The organism is Thermoanaerobacter sp. CM-CNRG TB177, assembly GCF_018588165.1.
Classification (GTDB): domain Bacteria; phylum Bacillota; class Thermoanaerobacteria; order Thermoanaerobacterales; family Thermoanaerobacteraceae; genus Thermoanaerobacter; species Thermoanaerobacter thermocopriae.
On the sequence record NZ_JAFCAC010000073.1, the window covers coordinates 15,912 to 33,980 of the forward strand.

Annotated in this window: 17 protein-coding genes and 1 pseudogene; 14 read left to right on the forward strand and 4 right to left on the reverse strand. The window is 33.2% G+C overall.

Features of this window, described 5'->3' with window-relative positions:
• Positions 1–14 precede the first annotated feature (14 nt).
• The 14 genes and pseudogenes from tgt to I4N53_RS09350 all read left to right on the forward strand — a co-directional run bounded on the left by tgt (position 15) and on the right by I4N53_RS09350 (position 14,322).
• The gene (gene tgt, locus I4N53_RS09285; RefSeq protein WP_214496092.1) at positions 15–1,145 is read left to right on the forward strand and encodes a tRNA guanosine(34) transglycosylase Tgt; all 1,131 of its coding nucleotides are present in this window, start codon (positions 15–17) and stop codon (positions 1,143–1,145) included.
• Positions 1,145–1,444: a preprotein translocase subunit YajC gene (yajC, locus tag I4N53_RS09290; RefSeq protein WP_012995083.1), complete on the forward strand. Its 300-nt coding sequence runs from the start codon at positions 1,145–1,147 to the stop codon at positions 1,442–1,444. Before tgt ends, yajC begins: the two co-directional genes overlap by 1 nt.
• An 88-nt stretch (positions 1,445–1,532) precedes the next feature.
• Positions 1,533–1,925, forward strand: coding sequence for a TIGR04086 family membrane protein (locus tag I4N53_RS09295; RefSeq protein ID WP_012995084.1), 393 nt, complete (start codon positions 1,533–1,535; stop codon positions 1,923–1,925).
• Between the two features lie 55 nt (positions 1,926–1,980).
• Positions 1,981–2,118 carry a six-cysteine ranthipeptide SCIFF gene (scfA, locus tag I4N53_RS09300; RefSeq protein ID WP_012995085.1) on the forward strand — a complete coding sequence of 46 codons (138 nt, stop codon included), beginning with the start codon at positions 1,981–1,983 and terminating at the stop codon, positions 2,116–2,118.
• Between the two features lie 64 nt (positions 2,119–2,182).
• Positions 2,183–3,568 (forward strand): thioether cross-link-forming SCIFF peptide maturase, encoded by a 1,386-nt coding sequence (scfB, locus tag I4N53_RS09305; RefSeq protein ID WP_214496093.1) that lies wholly within the window; start codon positions 2,183–2,185, stop codon positions 3,566–3,568.
• Complete coding sequence (locus I4N53_RS09310; RefSeq protein WP_012995087.1) at positions 3,549–4,106, forward strand: gamma carbonic anhydrase family protein; 558 nt, start codon at positions 3,549–3,551, stop codon at positions 4,104–4,106. The genes scfB and I4N53_RS09310 overlap by 20 nt, the downstream gene beginning before the upstream one ends.
• 19 nt (positions 4,107–4,125) lie before the next feature.
• A pseudogene (secD, locus tag I4N53_RS09315) lies at positions 4,126–5,361 on the forward strand (protein translocase subunit SecD).
• A gap of 12 nt (positions 5,362–5,373) precedes the next feature.
• The gene (gene secF / locus I4N53_RS09320; RefSeq protein ID WP_012995089.1) at positions 5,374–6,285 is read left to right on the forward strand and encodes a protein translocase subunit SecF; all 912 of its coding nucleotides are present in this window, start codon (positions 5,374–5,376) and stop codon (positions 6,283–6,285) included.
• Positions 6,286–6,361: 76 nt separating this feature from the next.
• Positions 6,362–8,029, forward strand: coding sequence for a 2-polyprenylphenol 6-hydroxylase (gene ubiB / locus I4N53_RS09325; protein ID WP_214496094.1), 1,668 nt, complete (start codon positions 6,362–6,364; stop codon positions 8,027–8,029).
• An 8-nt stretch (positions 8,030–8,037) separates the two neighbouring features.
• Positions 8,038–10,485 (forward strand): single-stranded-DNA-specific exonuclease RecJ, encoded by a 2,448-nt coding sequence (gene recJ / locus I4N53_RS09330; RefSeq protein WP_012995091.1) that lies wholly within the window; start codon positions 8,038–8,040, stop codon positions 10,483–10,485.
• A gap of 12 nt (positions 10,486–10,497) precedes the next feature.
• Complete coding sequence (locus I4N53_RS09335) at positions 10,498–11,019, forward strand: adenine phosphoribosyltransferase (protein WP_012995092.1); 522 nt, start codon at positions 10,498–10,500, stop codon at positions 11,017–11,019.
• 46 nt (positions 11,020–11,065) lie between these two features.
• The gene (locus tag I4N53_RS09340) at positions 11,066–13,225 is read left to right on the forward strand and encodes a bifunctional (p)ppGpp synthetase/guanosine-3',5'-bis(diphosphate) 3'-pyrophosphohydrolase (RefSeq protein ID WP_013150236.1); all 2,160 of its coding nucleotides are present in this window, start codon (positions 11,066–11,068) and stop codon (positions 13,223–13,225) included.
• An 11-nt stretch (positions 13,226–13,236) separates the two neighbouring features.
• Entirely contained in the window at positions 13,237–13,686 is a 450-nt protein-coding gene (dtd, locus tag I4N53_RS09345) for a D-aminoacyl-tRNA deacylase (protein ID WP_012269278.1), read from the forward strand.
• 12 nt (positions 13,687–13,698) lie between these two features.
• Positions 13,699–14,322, forward strand: a complete 624-nt coding sequence (locus tag I4N53_RS09350) for an MBL fold metallo-hydrolase (protein ID WP_214496095.1) — start codon at positions 13,699–13,701, stop codon at positions 14,320–14,322.
• A 27-nt stretch (positions 14,323–14,349) separates the two neighbouring features.
• Here the strand turns inward: I4N53_RS09350 and I4N53_RS09355 are convergent, their stop codons facing one another.
• The 4 genes from I4N53_RS09355 to I4N53_RS09370 are packed head-to-tail and all read right to left on the reverse strand — an operon-like array spanning position 14,350 to position 17,904.
• Positions 14,350–15,558 carry an ABC transporter permease gene (locus I4N53_RS09355; RefSeq protein WP_012995095.1) on the reverse strand — a complete coding sequence of 403 codons (1,209 nt, stop codon included), beginning with the start codon at positions 15,556–15,558 and terminating at the stop codon, positions 14,350–14,352.
• 13 nt (positions 15,559–15,571) lie between these two features.
• Positions 15,572–16,264 (reverse strand): ABC transporter ATP-binding protein, encoded by a 693-nt coding sequence (locus tag I4N53_RS09360; RefSeq protein WP_013150238.1) that lies wholly within the window; start codon positions 16,262–16,264, stop codon positions 15,572–15,574.
• Positions 16,264–17,445 carry an efflux RND transporter periplasmic adaptor subunit gene (locus I4N53_RS09365; protein WP_214496096.1) on the reverse strand — a complete coding sequence of 394 codons (1,182 nt, stop codon included), beginning with the start codon at positions 17,443–17,445 and terminating at the stop codon, positions 16,264–16,266. The genes I4N53_RS09360 and I4N53_RS09365 overlap by 1 nt, the downstream gene beginning before the upstream one ends.
• Positions 17,446–17,463: 18 nt before the next feature.
• Positions 17,464–17,904, reverse strand: coding sequence for a MarR family winged helix-turn-helix transcriptional regulator (locus I4N53_RS09370; RefSeq protein ID WP_012269283.1), 441 nt, complete (start codon positions 17,902–17,904; stop codon positions 17,464–17,466).
• Between the last annotated feature and the right edge of the window lie 165 nt (positions 17,905–18,069).

Below are 18,069 nucleotides of genomic sequence, written 5' to 3' on the forward strand. Positions count from 1 at the left end.
AATAGGAGGATATAATGGCAGCGATTAAATATTGGCTTATCAAAAAAGACAGTAGAACAAAAGCAAGATTGGGAATATTAGAAACTCCCCATGGTGCTATAGAAACGCCTGTGTTTATGCCAGTAGGAACACAAGCAACTGTAAAAGCTATGACTCCTGAAGAATTAAAGGAAATTGGAGCAACGATTATTTTAAGCAACACTTATCATCTATATTTAAGGCCAGGCCATAAAATTATTGAAAAAGCCGGTGGACTTCATAAATTCATGAATTGGGATAGAGCAATTTTAACAGACAGTGGAGGATTTCAAGTTTTTAGCTTGAGTTCTTTAAGAAAAATTACAGAAGACGGTGTAGAGTTTAGGTCTCATATAGATGGGTCTAGACACTTTTTTACTCCAGAAAAAGTGATAGAGATACAGAATGCCTTAGGTGCAGATATAATAATGTCCTTTGATGAATGTGCACCTTATCCTGCAGACTATGAGTATGTCAAAAAATCTATAGAGTTTACCATCAAATGGGCTGAAAGAGGGAAAAAAGCCCATAGATATACAGAAAAACAAGCTCTTTTTGGCATTGTTCAAGGTGGAACTTATGAAGATTTAAGAAGAGAATGTACTCAAAGATTAGTAGACATGGACTTTCCTGGATATTCTATAGGGGGATTAAGTGTAGGAGAACCGAAAAATGTAATGTATGATATGGTAGATTTGACTACGGAAAATTTACCCGAAGACAAACCGAGGTATCTTATGGGAGTGGGAAGTCCTGATGACCTCATAGAGGGAGTAATACGAGGCGTTGATATGTTTGACTGTGTGCTTCCAACGAGAATTGCGAGAAATGGAACAGTTTTTACAAGTAAAGGCAAATTAATAGTAAGAGATGCCCCTTATGCAGAAGATTTTTTTCCTTTAGACGAAGAATGTGATTGCTATACTTGTAAAAATTATTCTAGGGCCTATATAAGACATTTGTTTAAGGCTGGCGAAATTTTAGCAGCAAGGCTTGCTACTTTACATAATCTTTATTTTCTCATTAAATTAATGGAGAGGATAAGGGAAGCTATAAAGCAAGACCGGCTGCTTGAATTTAAGAAAGAGTTTTTTGAAAAATATTATGGGAATAAGGAGGATTATTGATGAGTCCAGAAACGACTTATGTAATTGTTCAACTGCTTATTTTTCTTGCAATTTTTTACTTTTTATTGATTTTACCTCAACAAAGGCGACAAAAGAAAGAGAGAGAAATGCTGGATTCTTTAAAACCAGGTGATGAGATTATAACAAAAAGCGGTTTTTATGGTAAAATTCTAAATATAAAAGACGATGTGATAACATTAGAAATGGGAGCAGATAAAGTAAGACTAAAGATTGCAAAATGGGCAGTTGGAGGAGTTATAAGGTCAGCCAGTGACAAAAACGAAAAAGAAGAGAAATAACAAGATGCGGTTTGCCGCATCTTTTTTTATGTACTATGTTAGAAATAAAAAGCATACATTTTAGTAAGAAAACTGTGGGGGTGAAATTTTGAAAGGAAGGTTTGGTTTGGAAAAGGGAAGTGGTATAAATATTATTGGAATTTTTACAGGGGTTTTAATATCTTATATTCTCACTCTCGGTTTTTTCATAATTTACGCTTTACTTTTGACCTTTACAGCTGTATCTGAATTAACTTTGCCTACTCTTACTTTGTTGATAACCATAATAGGCATAGTTTTATCAGGTGCTTTATCTGCAAGACGTACAACCAGCAAAGGATGGCTAAATGGAGGAATTGCTGGTATTCTGTATGTAACTATTATGCTGATTTTGGGGACATTTTTTGTAAAAGAACTAGGGCCTACTTCCTCTTGGGCGGTAAAATATGCTTGGGGAGCTGTTTTAGGTGCTTTAGGTGGCATGATAGGCATTAATTTATAACTTTAATTACTTCTCTTTATGTGCTATAATAAATCAAGAAGAGGAGGGAAGTAGGATGAAACATATTATTACGATTAACAAACCGACATTAAAAAACAGCTTAAGAAAACCAGGCTGCGGCGAATGCCAAGCATCTTGTCAGTCTGCTTGTAAGACTTCTTGCACTGTAGCAAACCAAGAGTGCCAATACTAATACATAATACTCAAATGGCAGTAAAGTAATTACTGCCATTTAAACTTGCAATGGAGGTTAAAAAATGTCAGAGCTAATACACAAATTTAAAAGATTAGGAATGAATATTGTAGTAGATCCAGCAAGTGGCTCTATTCATGTAGTAGATGATATTATCTATGATGTTTTGGACTTTTATGAAAATCATTCAAAAGAAAAAATTATAAATTTACTTCAACATAAATATAAAAAAGAAGATATACTAGAAGCTATTGCAGAAATTGACAAATTGAGAGAAGAAGGGTTATTATTTTCAGAAGATATATATAAGGATATTTCAGCACCGAGAAATGATTCTGTTATAAAGGCCATGTGTCTAAATGTGGCTCACGATTGCAATCTAAGGTGTAAATACTGTTTTGCTTCTACGGGAGATTTTAAAAGTGGTCGCAAATTGATGGATTTTGAGACGGGTAAAAAAGCAATCGATTTTTTGATAAAAAGTTCTGGGAAAAGGCGAAATATTGAAGTTGATTTTTTTGGTGGTGAACCCCTTTTAAATTTTGAGGTAGTTAAACAGTTAGTAGAATATGGAAAAGAAAAGGCAAAAGAAAATAAAAAAGTAATTAAATTTACCATAACAACCAATGCAGTTTTGCTGGATGATGAGAAAATAAAGTATTTTAATGAAAATTTTTCTAATGTGGTACTTAGTTTGGATGGAAGAAAAGAAGTAAATGACAGCATGAGGATACGTGTAGACGGTAATGGAAGTTATGATACAATAGTTCCAAAAATAAAAAAATTCGTTGAATCAAGAGGGAAAAAAGAATACTATGTGAGAGGGACTTTTACAGCAAAAAATTTAGATTTTACTAAGGATGTGTTGCATATTGCTGATTTGGGAGTTTATGAAATATCCGTAGAACCTGTAATTGAAAAAGAAGATAAAGACTATACATTAAAAGAGGAGCATTTGGAGAGAATTTTAGAGGAATACGATAGATTAGCGGAAGAGTATATAAAGAGATATGAAGAAGGAAGACCTTTTTCTTTTTATCATTTTAAAATAGATTTAGAAGGAGGACCTTGCATTAAAAAAAGGCTTCAAGGCTGTGGTGCTGGTTTCGAGTATATAGCGGTGACCCCTGACGGAGATATTTACCCTTGTCATCAATTTGTAGGTATTGAGGAATTTAAATTAGGAAATCTTGAAGAAGGTATAACTAATAAAGAATTGCAGCAAAAATTTATAGAAAGCGATATTTACAAAAGAGAAGAGTGTACCAAATGCTGGGCAAGGTTCTATTGCAGTGGAGGATGTTTTGCAAATAACTACAACATAAATGGAGATATTAATAAGCCGTACAAGCTGGCCTGTGAGATGCAAAAAAGGCGTTTTGAAAATGCGATTGCCATAAAAGCGTATCAAATGCTTATGGGTGAGAAAAATGATAATAAAGGAATATAAAGGTATGAAGCCTAAAATAGATGATGAGGCGTATATAGCAGAAACAGCAGAAGTTATTGGAGATGTAGAAATAAAAAAAGATGTAAATATATGGTATGGTGCTGTGTTAAGAGGTGATATAGATAAAATAGTTGTTGGAGAAGGAACTAATATACAAGATAATTGCGTTGTACACGTTACAGAAGGACATCCTTGCTATATAGGGAATTACTGCACGATAGGACATGGAGCAATACTTCATGCTTGTAAAATAGGGAATAATGTATTAATAGGCATGGGAGCGATTATCTTAGATGATGCTGAAATAGGGGATAATTGTATAATTGGAGCTGGTTCATTGGTAACAGGAGGTAAAAAGATTCCTGAGGGCAGTCTTGCTTTTGGAAATCCTGCAAAAGTTATAAGAAAACTTACTCAAGAGGAAATTGAAAATATTCGTCACTCCTATGAACTTTATGTAGAATTAGCGAAATTACATTTTTCTAACTTTGGGCAATTGACCGTTTACAATAAAAGTAATATAATAGAAAATAGTTGAATTATGAAGGAGGATTCGAATGAGAAGTAAAGGGGCTATCAAATTTTTTTCTGTAATTGTTATTGCAGCGATAGTTGCATATGTGGCGTTTTTTGGAATAAAGGTAGGTAATTATTCCATAAGTTCTATACAAAATCGCATAAGGTTAGGGCTGGATTTAAGAGGAGGAGTTTATGTATTGGAAGAAGCCGAGGGCAATGTTACACAAGATGAGATAAATAAGGCTATTGCGGTTATAAGGAATAGAGTAGATGCCCTTGGTGTGACTCAGCCTGTGATAGCTCAACAGGGGTCAAATAGAATTCGTGTAGAATTACCTGGCATGAATGACCCTGATAGGGCAATAGAGATAATAGGTAAAACTGCTCAATTAAAATTTATAGGACCAGATGGACAAGTTATTTTGACAGGTGCCAATGTAAAAGATTCAAAAGCAGTATATGCTCAAACTGAAACAGGTGTGCAACAACCAGAAGTTACGTTAGTACTTGATGCTGAAGGAACAAAAAAATTTGCAGAAGCTACTCAAAAATTTTTAAATCAACCTATTGCAATAGTTTTAGATGATAAGGTAATATCAGCACCGACAGTGCAAAGTGTTATCACAAATGGAAATGCGGTGATTACTGGTTTGAAGGACTTTCAAGAGGCATCTGAATTAGCGACTCTTATAAGGGCGGGTTCTTTGCCTGTCACATTAAAACCAATAGCCTATAGTTCTGTAGGTGCAACTTTAGGTCCTAGTGCCTACAATGCTGCTGTCAAAGTTGGTATATACGGCGTATTACTTATTTAACTATTTATGGCAGCTTTTTATAGATTACCAGGAATAATGGCAGATGTAGCCCTTATAATATATATATTAATAAATTTAATAATCTATGCTTTATTTAATATAACCTTAGATTTACCAGGAATTGCAGGTTTTCTATTGTCAATTGGTATGGCTGTTGATGCTAATGTTTTAATTTTTGAAAGATTTAAAGAAGAACTAAGGGCAGGTAAAAGTTTACGAGCTGCTTTAGACGCAGGTTTTAGAAGAGCCTTTACAGCTGTTTTTGATGCTAATATGACTACTATTATTGGTGCTATTATACTTTTTTACATGGGTTCGGGAAATGTGAAAGGTTTTGCTTTGACACTTTTAATAGGTGTTATATCCAGCTTCTTTACAGCTATAACTGTAACAAGATTTTTGTTGCATGCACTTCTGGAAATGGATTTGACAAGGGATATAAAAGTTTATGGAGCATAGGAGGGAAATTGAGTGAATCAGTATAGATTTAATATAGATGTAATTTCAAAAACCAAGATTTGGTTTGCAATCTCAGGGATTGTAATCTTGATTGGAGTAATAGCAATGTTTATAAATGGGTTTAATTGGGGCATAGATTTTACTGGTGGAACAATAATGGAGGTTAGAATTGGTAAGCCTTTTGATCCGAATGATATAATTAAAATTTTAAACGGATATAAAGTTAAAGACTTTCAAATACAAAAAATAGGGACAAAAGGTGATGAAGTCTCAATTAAGACAAGTCCTATTGCCAATGAAATTCGACTTTCAATAATAAAAGATATCTACAAAAAATATAACTTAACAGAAAATGACTTAATAATGTCACAGCAAGTAGGACCTTCTTTAGGTGAAGAAATAAAATTTGGAATGATAGGTGCTTTATTGTTGGCTTCTGTTGCAATGTTTATCTATTTAGGATTTAGGTTTGAATTTGAAATGAGCGAGGCTGCAATTATTGGCTTACTCCACGATGTGTTTATACTAATTTCCATATATACTATTTTTAACATAACAATTAATGCTCCTTTTATAGCAGCGGTTTTGACTGTATTTGGCTATTCTGTTAATGATACTGTTGTGATTTTTGACAGAATAAGGGATAATTTAAAAATTATGAAAAAATCCGATTATTCACAAATTGCGAATGTTAGTGTAAATCAGACAATGACAAGGTCAATAAATACAACGTTGACTACGTTGATTATGCTTGTTTTAATGTATTTCTTAGGACCTAAGGCATTGAAAGATTTTGCACTACCTTTGCTTATTGGAATAGTATCAGGAGCGTATTCTTCAATTTTTATTTCTACTCCTCTTTGGGTATTAATTAAGAATAGAGAAAAAAGGAGAAGAACCTCTAATAAACCTGTAAAAGCCTAAGCTTATGAATAATACAAAAATATAGTGGCATAATCTTTTTGAGAATAATGCTACTATATTTCTATGAGGTGAAAAAATGAATTTGTCTTTTATTTTTAGAAATAAAAATATTACTAGAAGATATAGGGAGATATTAAGGATTTTAACTAAAAATGGGTTTGGCTTTATTTCTGAGATTTTATTAAACGGCAGGCATATCCCATTTCATATATTGAAAAATCATGATTACATGGGAGTTGGAGAGAGGATTCGGAAAACTTTAGAGGAATTAGGCCCTACTTTTATAAAAATGGGACAGCTTTTAAGTACAAGAGGAGACCTTATTCCTCATGATATTTTATTGGAACTTGCAAAACTTCAAGATGAGGTAGAACCAGAGGACTTTATAGCAATAAAGAATATTTTAGAGAGTGAGTTAAAAGGCAAAATATCGGACTTCTTCATTTATTTTGATGAAACTCCTATTGCTTCTGCTTCTATTGGACAAGTCTATAGGGCAAAAATTAAAGAAGGGAAAGATGTTGTTGTTAAAGTACAACGTCCAGAGGTATCCCAAAAGATAAATGCTGATATAATAATTCTGAAAAGTATTGCTAAAATTTTGAATGAGCGCATAGTTGATTCTCCATTGGACTTTGTCGAAATAGTTGATGAATTAGCCGAATCTCTCTTCAATGAATTAGATTACACGCAAGAAGGGAATAATGCCGAACGCTTTAGAGAGAATTTTGAGAAAGAAAATTATATATACATACCTAAAGTATATTGGGAATACACTACAAAACGCGTTCTCACAATGGAGTACGTAGAAGGCATAAGTGTAAAAAATAGGGATTTACTTGTTAAAAAAGGCTTCGATTTAAAGAAAGTTGCAAGAGATGGGGCATGGGCTATATTTTTGCAAGTTTATGAATTTGGCCTTTTCCATGGTGACCCTCATCCTGGCAATATCTTAATCACAAATGATGGCAAAATTTCATATATAGATTTTGGAATTGTAGGCTACCTTGATAAATCCTCAAGGGAAATGATAATTGAACTTTTCAGAGCTTTTGCCGAGAATGATATTGAGGAAGTAATAGAAATTTTGTCGGATGTGGGCGCCATAAGGCCTAGTACTAATATTAGGACCCTTAAATCCGATTTAAACCATATAATAAATTATTTTTACAGTACTCCTCTAAAGAATATCAGTGTTAATGATTCAATGAGAAAAATAATGACAACTGTTTATAAGCATAAGCTGATTTTACCTCCAGAGTTTACTTTACTTTTAAAGTCTTTAGCTACAGTAGAAGGCGTTGGCAGGAGCTTAGATCCTGACTTTAGCATTTCTAGTGTAGCTAAAGATTTTATAAAAGAAGTATATTTGAGAAACATTAGTTTAACAAAAATATTAAAAGAAAACTCGAAAGATTTACATAAAACAATAATAGTGTTGAGAAAACTTCCTTCCAAAATCCAAAGTATAATGACAAAGCTTATAAAAGACGATATAAAAGTTAGAATAAACCTTGATGAAGATGGAAGTTTGCGCCACGATTTGAATATTATGGTAAATAAGGTTATTATAAGTATTATAGCATCAGCGTTAATTGTAGCATCTTCACTGGTTTTGACATTTCAAGGGGGATATAAAGTTTTTGGTTACAATGTATTAGGACTTTTTGGTTATGTAGTTGCATTATTTCTGTGTTTGTGGGTTTTCTACCGAATCTTTATAATTGAGAGGAGAAAAAAATAGGAGAATTTGTGGGTGATTTGATGCCTAAAATTTACAGATGGATTTTAAAAGAGAGTAAAAACTCTCAATTGTCTCAAGAGATACAAAAAACTTATGGATTATCCAAAATAATTGCTGACATGCTTGCATCAAGATTAAACCTCCATGAAGTTAAGAGTTTTTTAAATCCTGATTTAAAAGATTTACACTCTCCTTATCTTTTAAGGGGAATAAAAGAAGCAAAAGAATTGATACAACAACATATTGCCTCGAAGGATCTAATCACCATTTATGGGGATTACGATGTTGATGGGATTACTGCCACTGCTATCCTATATTTAACCTTAAAAAAATTAGGGGCAAAATTGGATTATTACATACCGGAAAGATTAGTTGAAGGATATGGTATAAATGAAGAAGCAATAGACAAAATTGCAGAGAGGGGAACAAAACTTATAGTTAGTGTAGACTGTGGTATAACCTCTGTTAAGGAAGTGGAAAAAGCTAAAATCTTGGGAATAGATGTAATAATAACTGACCATCATAGTATCCCTAAAGAGATACCACAAGCAGATGTGGTGATAAATCCCCATTTGCCTGGTATTGAATATCCTTTTTGTGACCTGGCAGGGGTAGGGGTTGCTTTTAAACTGTCACAAGCTCTTATTGGAGAAGAAGCTCATAAATTTTTGGATATCGTTTCAATTGGTACGATTGCAGATATTGTTCCTTTATTAGGAGAAAATAGAATAATTGTAAAAGAAGGGCTAAAAAGACTAAATGAAACACAAAATATAGGTTTAAAAGCCCTCATAAAAGCTTCTGGATTAGAAAATGTTGAAATTGACGAATATCATGTGGGATTTATCTTAGCCCCTCGTCTTAATGCCGCAGGTCGGCTCAAAAGTGCAGAAGCGGCTGTCAGATTATTGATAAGCCATAGTAAAGAAGAAGTAGAAAAGATAGCAGAATATTTAAACCAGGAAAACTTAAATAGACAACAGATAGAAAATCAAATACTTCAACAAGCAATCAAAAAAGTAGAAGAGACTGTTGATTTGAATAGAGAAAAAGTAATTGTACTGTGGGATGAAAATTGGCATCCGGGTGTTATTGGAATTGTAGCCTCTCGGATAACAGAAAGGTTTCATAGACCCTCTATACTTATAAGTTTAGGGGAAGAGGAGGGCAAAGGTTCGGGGCGAAGCATAGAAGGCTTTAATTTATATAAAGCATTAGAATACTGTAAAGATTATTTGATAAAATATGGCGGTCATGAAATGGCTGCTGGAATAAATATTGAGAAAAACAATTTGGAGATTTTTAAAGCAAAAATAAATGAATACGCTGATACTGTGCTTAGTGAACTTGATTTAATCCCAAGTTTAAAAATAGAGGCAAAGGTTAAAAATGAAAAGATAGATATAGAAATAGCTAAGCAAGTTCAAAAGCTTAAACCTTTTGGCAGCAATAATCCGCGGCCTAATTTTTTATTTGAGGGTTTAACAGTTACAAAAATATTTGATTTAAATAGTGGAAGACACAAAAAGATCATCGCCCAAAAAGGAAAATTTGTCTATGAACTTATGTTGTTCGATACAGCAGAAAAAAGAAACGATATAAAAATAGGGGATATAATAGATGTTGTAGGAAGTGTTGAAATAAATACTTGGAATGGAATAGAGTCAGTAATCATAAACGTAAAAGATTTAAGAGTTAAGTTGCCTCTATTTTCCTACTATAAAAACTTGAGTAAAATCATGATAGAATACAAGCTAGAGAAAAAAGAAATAAATAGAAAAGTTGATTATATAATTGATAAAAGAGGAATTAATAATAAGTGGGAATATGTGCTCAAACTTTTTAAAGGGGAAAGCAAAACAGCTGTCATAGTAAATACTGCTGTAGAACTTAAGTCATTACTTAGATATCTCAAAAAAGAAAAGTTTGTTAATTTTTCTTTTTGTAATATGAATTGCAAAAAAGAAAATGGCATACTATTTTTTACGAATTCTTTAGAACCACTTAAATATTATGACGACATAATTATTTACGATATACCTTTTAAAAAAGAAATTTTTTATTATATCCTTTATCATTCACAAGGAAAAAAGATTCATTTAGTCTTTAATGAATCAGACATATATTATAATTTAAAATCTTTTGATGAAATTTTTCCTCAGAGAAAAGATTTTATTAAACTTTACAAATTTATAGAAAAAGGAAACACCATTTTATTTAAAGAACATTTACATCCGCATCTGAATTTAAATCCAATAAAATTTTTATTTTGCATAAAAGCAATGCAAGAAATAGGATTGATAAATGTAAAAGAACGTGATAATATTTTTATGTTAAGCAAAAATTCCGTGCCACAAAAGGTTAATATTGAACAAACTCAAATAATGCAAAGGATATTCTCAGCTAAAAAAGAGTTTATTGAATTTGCCAAGTTCCTTGTTAGCCAGAAAATTTAAGGAGGTCTTGTGATGACATTAGAAGAAATCAAACAGATGATCAGAGAAATTCCTGATTTTCCTAAAAAAGGAATAAAATTTAAAGATATCACACCTGTTTTAAAAAATGCGCAAGCTTTTGGTTATTCTATCGAAATGTTAGCTAAAGCTTTAGATGGCAGAAAATTTGACCTCATTGCAGCGCCAGAAGCAAGAGGCTTTTTGTTTGGAGCTCCCTTAGCTTATAGGTTGGGTGTGGGATTTGTCCCTGTCAGGAAACCTGGAAAGCTACCTGCAGAAACTTTAAGCTATGAATATGAACTGGAATATGGGATAGATTCACTAGAAATACACAAAGATGCTATTTTGGAGGGGCAAAGGGTTGTAATAGTTGATGATTTACTAGCGACTGGTGGGACAATTTATGCTTCTGCAAAACTTGTGGAAAAATTGGGTGGAATAGTAGACTGCATTATTTTCTTGAGTGAGTTAACTTTTTTAGATGGTAGAAAAAAGCTTGACGGATATGATATAATTTCACTAATAAAGTTTTAATCTATAAAGTGGCTTTAAGCCACTTTAATTATAAGGTGTGGTAAATATGTTGGACAAAGTGATAAATAGGATAAAAAATTATATGGGTGATGAAGCAAATTTAGATTTAATCTACAAATCTTATGACTTTGCAGTAAATGCTCATGATGGCCAAATGAGAAACTCAGGAGAACCATATATTGTTCATCCCATAGAAGTTTCATATATTTTAGCTGACCTGGAATTAGATATTACTACTATTGCAGCAGGACTTTTGCATGATGTAATAGAGGATACAGATGTGACTTATGAGCAGCTATTGGAAAAATTTGGAAAAGAAATTGCTGATTTGGTTGATGGTGTTACAAAGTTGGGAAAAATAGAATACAAGAGCAAAGTAGAGCAACAGGCTGAAAACATGAGAAAGATGCTCATAGCAATGGCAAAAGATATTAGGGTTATACTCATAAAACTGGCTGACAGGCTTCACAATATGAGGACTCTCAAATATTTGCCTCCTGACAAACAAAAAGAAAAAGCGGAAGAAACTTTAGAAATATATGCTCCTATTGCTCATCGGCTTGGAATATCCAAGATAAAATGGGAATTAGAAGACTTGTGTTTGAGATACTTGCATCCTGATGAATACTATGACCTTGTAGAAAAGGTAGCTGCAAAAAGAAAGGAAAGAGAAGAGCTTATACAAAATATCATAACTACAATTAAAGAGAAACTAAAAGAAATGGGAATACAAGCAGAGGTAGATGGTAGACCCAAACACTTTTACAGTATATATAAAAAGATGAAGACACAGAATAAAAGCTTCGACCAAATTTACGACTTGTTAGCAGTAAGGATAATTGTAAACACTGTAAAAGACTGTTACGGCGTATTAGGAATTGTGCATACTTTGTGGAAACCAATTCCTGGCAGATTCAAAGATTACATTGCTATGCCAAAGCCTAATATGTATCAATCCCTTCATACTACAGTAATAGGTCCTAAAGGAGAACCTTTTGAAATACAAATAAGAACTTGGGAAATGCATAAAACTGCAGAATATGGTATTGCAGCCCATTGGAAATACAAAGAAGGCAAGACTACAGAAGATAAATTTGACCAAAAACTTTCATGGCTGAGACAGCTTTTGGAATGGCAGAAAGAATTAAAAGATGCAAAAGAGTTTATGGAAACATTAAAGATTGATTTGTTTACAGATGAAGTTTTTGTTTTTACTCCCAAAGGGGATGTGATAAATTTACCAGCAGGGTCGACACCTGTTGATTTTGCGTACAGCATACACACTGAAATAGGGCATAGATTAAATGGTGCTAAAGTAAACGGTAAATTGGTTCCTATAAATTATCAATTGAAAAACGGTGATATTGTAGAGATATTAGTGAGTCCAAATAAAGACAGAGGTCCAAGCAGAGACTGGTTACAAATTGTCAAAAGTTCTCAAGCGAGAAACAAAATCAGGCAGTGGTTTAAAAAAGAAAAAAGAGAAGAAAATATCACTCGCGGCGAGGAAATGATAGAAAAAGAATTAAGGAGACATGGATTGCAACCTGCTATGATAAAAAGTGAAATATGGGAGGAAGTTCTTAAAAAACTCAATATTCACACAATGGAGGATTTATATGCGACAATCGGATATGGAGGATTAACTTTAAATCAGGTAATACCGAGAATTAAAGAAGAAATTAAAAAATCTCAAAAAGAAGTAGGCATGAAATCTATCCCGGCTGATAAGGGTGGAAAGAAAAAAGAAAAAACAGGTGGAACGGGGGTTATTGTAAAAGGTGTAGACAATGTAATGGTCAGGTTTGCAAAATGTTGTTCTCCTGTTCCAGGGGATGAAATAATAGGTTATGTTACTAAAGGAAGGGGAATTTCTATTCACAGAAAAGATTGTCCCAATGTAAAAGAATATCTTTTTGATAGAAACAAAATTGTAGAGGTTGAGTGGGATCAAGATAGAAATATCTTTTATCAAGCTGATATACAGATTATGGCTAGTGATAGATTTGGACTTTTGACAGATGTTACTAGTGTTCTTGCAGATGTAAAAATTGCTGTAAAGGCTGTCAATGCTAGAACAACAAAAGACAATATTGCAATTATTAACTTAACTTTAGAGATTATTTCAAAAGACCAACTGGAAAGAGTTATGAATAAGTTGAAAGCTTTGGAAGGGGTAATGGACGTTTACAGATTAAGTGCATAGAGGTGATTTTTTTGAGAGCTGTTGTTCAAAGGGTGAGTCGCGGAGAAGTAAGTGTAGGTGGAGAAATGGTAAGTTCAATAGGTAAAGGATTTGTTGTTTTGGTTGGTATATCTATTGATGATAATGAAAATGATGTAATGTACATGGCAGATAAAATAGTGAATTTGCGGGTCTTTGAAGATGAAGAAGGAAAAATGAATTTGTCTCTTTTAGATATAGGAGGAGAAGTCCTTCTTGTCTCTCAATTTACTTTGCTTGGAGATGTGAGAAAAGGCAGAAGACCTAACTTTATGATGGCTCAAAAACCACAAGAAGCTTTGAAGTATTTTAATTTATTAGTCAAAGAGATTGAAAAAAGAGGCGTAAGTGTCAAAACAGGTATATTTCAGGCAATGATGAAAGTATTAATTGAAAATGACGGACCAGTTACAATTCTCATTGATTCTAAAAAAGTGTTTTAATGGAGTGATTTTATGAAAATACAAAGGTGTGTGGTAGGACTTTATAAAGCCAATTGTTATATTGTTTCTGACGAGGAAACTAGGGAGACAATTGTAATAGACCCAGGGGAATATTCATCTGAAATACAAGATTATATTGGTATTAACAAATTAAGAGTAAAATATATTTTACTCACTCATGGTCATTTTGACCACATAGGTGGAGTAGAGGAGCTGAGGAAAGTTACTCAAGCAGAAGTTGCTATTTCAAAAGAAGATGCTCCCTTGCTTTTAGATCCCAGTTTAAATCTATCTAAAATGGTCTATAAAAAAATACAGTGCAGTGCCGCAGATATTTTATTAAATGGTGGCGATATTTTATATTTTGGGAAATACACAATAGAAGTCCTACACACTCCAGGTCATACAAAAGGCGGAGTGTGTTTTAAAATTGACAATGTCTGCTTTACAGGAGATACTGTTTTCAAAGGCTCGATAGGAAGATATGATTTTCCAGGTGGAGATTTTGATACTTTAATGGATTCTATAAAGAACAAGCTTTTGGTATTGGAAGATGACGTAGTGATATATCCGGGTCATGGCGAGTCTTCAACAATTGGAAAAGAAAAGAGAATTAATTTGTTTTTGAGGGAATAAAAGCAAGAGGTGATTTACCTCTTGCTTTTATTCGTATCTGAGTGCTACGATTGGGTCGAGTCTAGCTGCTTTTTGTGCAGGGTATATTCCAAAGAATATTCCTACTGCTGAGGAGAAAAGAAAAGCGATTAATATTGTGTTTATAGAGATGATGGGGGTTATATTTATAAAAGGACCAATGATGTTTGATAAAATATAACCGAAGAAAATACCTATAGCACCCCCTAAGAGAGAAATTGCGACAGCCTCAATTAAGAATTGCATTAAAATGTCTTTTTGCCTTGCGCCTATGGCTTTTCTTATTCCAATTTCTCTGGTGCGTTCAGTTACAGAAACCAACATTATGTTCATGATTCCGATTCCACCTACTATAAGCGATATACCAGCAATTGCTCCTATGATTGCCGTAAATATGCTTAATATTCTGTTGAATTCTTCTAGGAAACCGATGAGGTTTTCTGCTTCGTATTTATCTTTGTTGTGATGAAATGATTCTATTAAGCGCACAGCCTGAGAGGAGGCTTCATCTAATTGGTTTTGGTTGTAGGTCATTACGTAAATTTGTGAGATATCTACGTCTTGGAAGATTTTTTGTGCGTAAGTTATTGGAATTGCAGCTATTACAGGTATTTGGTCAGCTATTGAGCCTCCTAAACTTTTTAAATTACCACTGTCAATAACGCCAATTATCTTTGCTGTGTCAAAGGAAGAAGAACTGCCTATTTTAATAGTTTTTCCTACGCAATCTTCATAACCGAAAAGTTCTTTTGCAGAGTCTTTATCAATAAGTACCACATTTCTACCCATGAGAATGTCTTTTTCATTTAAAAAGCGGCCATAGATTATTTTTATGTTAGAGACATTTCCATAATCAAAATCTGTTGCTATAAAAATAGCCCTCTTGGTAAGTTTATCTGTTTTAGCGAGTCCAAATTTTTCTGTAATTGGCGCCGCATATTTTACCGAAGAAAGTCTTTTTCTGATCATTTCTACATCTTTGAGAGTCAGTTTATCGCTTTCTCTTATTTCAACATTATTTTTCGTCTTGATAGAAAATACACTAACGCCGATTTTTTCGAATTCGCCTAAAATAGCTTTTTGACCGCCTGCTCCTAAAGACACTATTGTTATAACTGAAGCAATACCGATTATAATCCCCAACATCGTAAGAAGGGCTCTTAATTTGTTACTTAATATACTGTCAATTGCTACTTTTATGGCTTCTAAAATATACATCCTTTATCACCTGCTAATAAGTTATTCTGTTTGCGATAGGGGTATCTTCTATAATGTTTCCATCTCTTAAGCGAAGTATCCTTTTTGCGTGATTTGCTATGTCCTGTTCGTGGGTAACCATCACTATTGTAGTACCCGCTTCATTGAGTTGATAAAAAATTTTCATTATCTCAATACTGGAGTTTGTGTCGAGATTTCCTGTTGGCTCGTCAGCTAATAGAAAAGAAGGATTCATTACAATTGCACGGGCGATTGCTACTCTTTGTTGCTGCCCCCCTGAGAGTTCATTAGGTTTGTGGTGTATTCTTTCACTTAATCCCACTATTTCTAAAGCTTTTATTGCTCTTTTTCTACGCTCTTTTGCTGGTATTTTAGCGTACAACATTGGCAGTTCTACATTTGACAGTGCGTCTAATTTACTCAAAAGGTTAAAAGACTGAAAAACAAAACCTATCTGGCGATTTCTTAAATAAGCTAATTGGTCATCATTTAACGTTGATATTTCGGTTCCATTGAGCTTATAACTTCCAGATGTGGGTTTATCCAAAAGACCAATTATATTCATTAAAGTAGATTTACCAGAGCCAGAGGGACCAACAATTGCTACATATTCACCTTTATTTATTTTTAAAGAGACGCCTTTTAATGCATTCACTTGGACTTTTCCAAGATTGTACACCTTTCTTACATTGCTCAATTCAATCATCAGTCTTTCCCGCCCTTTATTGTGATTTTTGTACCATCTTCGATAGAACTGGTGGGATTTAGTATGACTTTTTCGCCGACATTTACTCCCTTTATGATTTCTGTCTCCAAATCAGAAACGAGTCCGCTTTTTACTTTCCTTTGTTTTGCTATACCATTTTCTACTACATACACAAATTCGTTACCATATTTGTCACTTACGATTGCTTCTGATGGAACTTTTATTACATCTTTTTTTTCGGCAATTTTTATGTCGACATCTACATTAAAACCTGGTTTTATTGTGCCATCATTGCTTAAAAGGTCCACATAAACTTTTACGACATTATCTCCACCTGTTTGAGTGATTACTTTTGTCGCAGTTGGACTTACTTTACTTACTACTCCTTCAAAGGTTTTATCTGCAAAATGTATGTAGGCTTTTTGCCCTTCTTTTAAATTTACCGCATCATAGGGGTTTACATCCAGTGTAATCTGCAAATTGTTTAAGTCTTCTACTGTTATAGCAGGAAATTGAGATGAGGTAAAATAGCTGTTATTTTTAGCATTTACAACAGTTACAGTACCATCAAATTCAGCAGTAATATATTTTTGTTGTTTGTCCATACTTTGTTTTATGCTTTTAAGATTTAGTTCTGCAATTTCTACTTGTTTTTGTTGGAGTTTTATTTGGTCATCAAGGCTAAGTGAAGTAGTTTGCATCTGAGAAATGGAGGGCTGTTGTACTGTACTTTCTCCCGAAGGGAGTTGTTGCGGCAAAGAGGTATTTGGAAGTTGAGCTGCGACTTGAGATTGTCGTGACTGCTTTCCTTTTAATTTTTTTAGTGCATCAAGTTGCATTTGTGCTATTTCCAGCTGTTTTTGGGCAATTTGATATTGTATGTATAAATCTTGTGTTTCAAATTCCAAAAGTTTATCTCCTCTTTTTACTTTGTCTCCAACAGATACATAAACTTTTGATACTTTGGTAGGGGATAAAATGTAGTATTCTTGTTTGGATTTTGATTCTACTACCCCTGTGGTGGAAATTAAAGAGATTATTTCACCTTTTTCCACTTTAGCGGCATTTACTTCTACAGTGGAAGTAGCGCTTTTGTTTTTTATAGAGATTGCATAAACGGTAGAAGCTACAATTGCTAAAATTACTGTGACTATTATTAATGTTTTAACAGTATTTTTCATAAACACCACCCTCAAAATTTATAGTTCTTCTTTGATTTTTTGTAATATGTTTTTTAATGTTTCTAATTCTTGAGGAGAGAGTTTTTCAAAAATTGGCTGCAAAATTTTTTCCCTAAACATTGCTAAGTGTTTATAAAGATCTTGGCCTTTTTTTGTCAAAGAAATTTCTATTTTTCTTCTGTCTTCCAAATCAAAGTTCCTTTGAACTAACCCTTTCTCTACAAGTTTGTCTACTATGCTTGTAAGGGTGCTGGGGGAAATACCTAATTCTAAAGCAATATCTTTCATATACATTGGATTGCTTTTATTTTCGCTTAAAATTATTATTACTTGTTGTTCTCCGATTGTGAGGTCTTTTTGAAACTCAGAGAGGTCATTTGCTTTCAGTTGATTATTGAGTTTTTGTCTAATTATACGAAACAGGTCATATAAAAGCTTAATATCACAATCTTTGTTCATAAATTTTCACCTCAAAAATTTTTAATACAAAATATTTTATACATCGAAATATTAACTCATTAATATTTTTTTGTCAATAGGTGGATAAATTATTATGAAAGTAGATTAAAGATAGATAGTGTAAAATTTCAGTAGGTGATGAAGCAGGAAAATGGGGTATGGATG

What these genes read in the sequence shown, in the direction of transcription:
- tgt (WP_214496092.1), top strand. Translation starts at nt 15, where the DNA reads ATGGCAGCGATTAAATATTGGCTTATCAAAAAAGACAGTAGAACAAAA.
- yajC (WP_012995083.1), top strand. Translation starts at nt 1,145, where the DNA reads ATGAGTCCAGAAACGACTTATGTAATTGTTCAACTGCTTATTTTTCTT.
- scfA (WP_012995085.1), top strand. Translation starts at nt 1,981, where the DNA reads ATGAAACATATTATTACGATTAACAAACCGACATTAAAAAACAGCTTA.
- scfB (WP_214496093.1), top strand. Translation starts at nt 2,183, where the DNA reads ATGTCAGAGCTAATACACAAATTTAAAAGATTAGGAATGAATATTGTA.
- I4N53_RS09310 (WP_012995087.1), top strand. Translation starts at nt 3,549, where the DNA reads ATGATAATAAAGGAATATAAAGGTATGAAGCCTAAAATAGATGATGAG.
- ubiB (WP_214496094.1), top strand. Translation starts at nt 6,362, where the DNA reads ATGAATTTGTCTTTTATTTTTAGAAATAAAAATATTACTAGAAGATAT.
- I4N53_RS09335 (WP_012995092.1), top strand. Translation starts at nt 10,498, where the DNA reads ATGACATTAGAAGAAATCAAACAGATGATCAGAGAAATTCCTGATTTT.
- I4N53_RS09340 (WP_013150236.1), top strand. Translation starts at nt 11,066, where the DNA reads ATGTTGGACAAAGTGATAAATAGGATAAAAAATTATATGGGTGATGAA.
- I4N53_RS09350 (WP_214496095.1), top strand. Translation starts at nt 13,699, where the DNA reads ATGAAAATACAAAGGTGTGTGGTAGGACTTTATAAAGCCAATTGTTAT.
- I4N53_RS09355 (WP_012995095.1), bottom strand. Translation starts at nt 15,558, where the DNA reads ATGTATATTTTAGAAGCCATAAAAGTAGCAATTGACAGTATATTAAGT.
- I4N53_RS09360 (WP_013150238.1), bottom strand. Translation starts at nt 16,264, where the DNA reads ATGATTGAATTGAGCAATGTAAGAAAGGTGTACAATCTTGGAAAAGTC.
- I4N53_RS09365 (WP_214496096.1), bottom strand. Translation starts at nt 17,445, where the DNA reads ATGAAAAATACTGTTAAAACATTAATAATAGTCACAGTAATTTTAGCA.
- I4N53_RS09370 (WP_012269283.1), bottom strand. Translation starts at nt 17,904, where the DNA reads ATGAACAAAGATTGTGATATTAAGCTTTTATATGACCTGTTTCGTATA.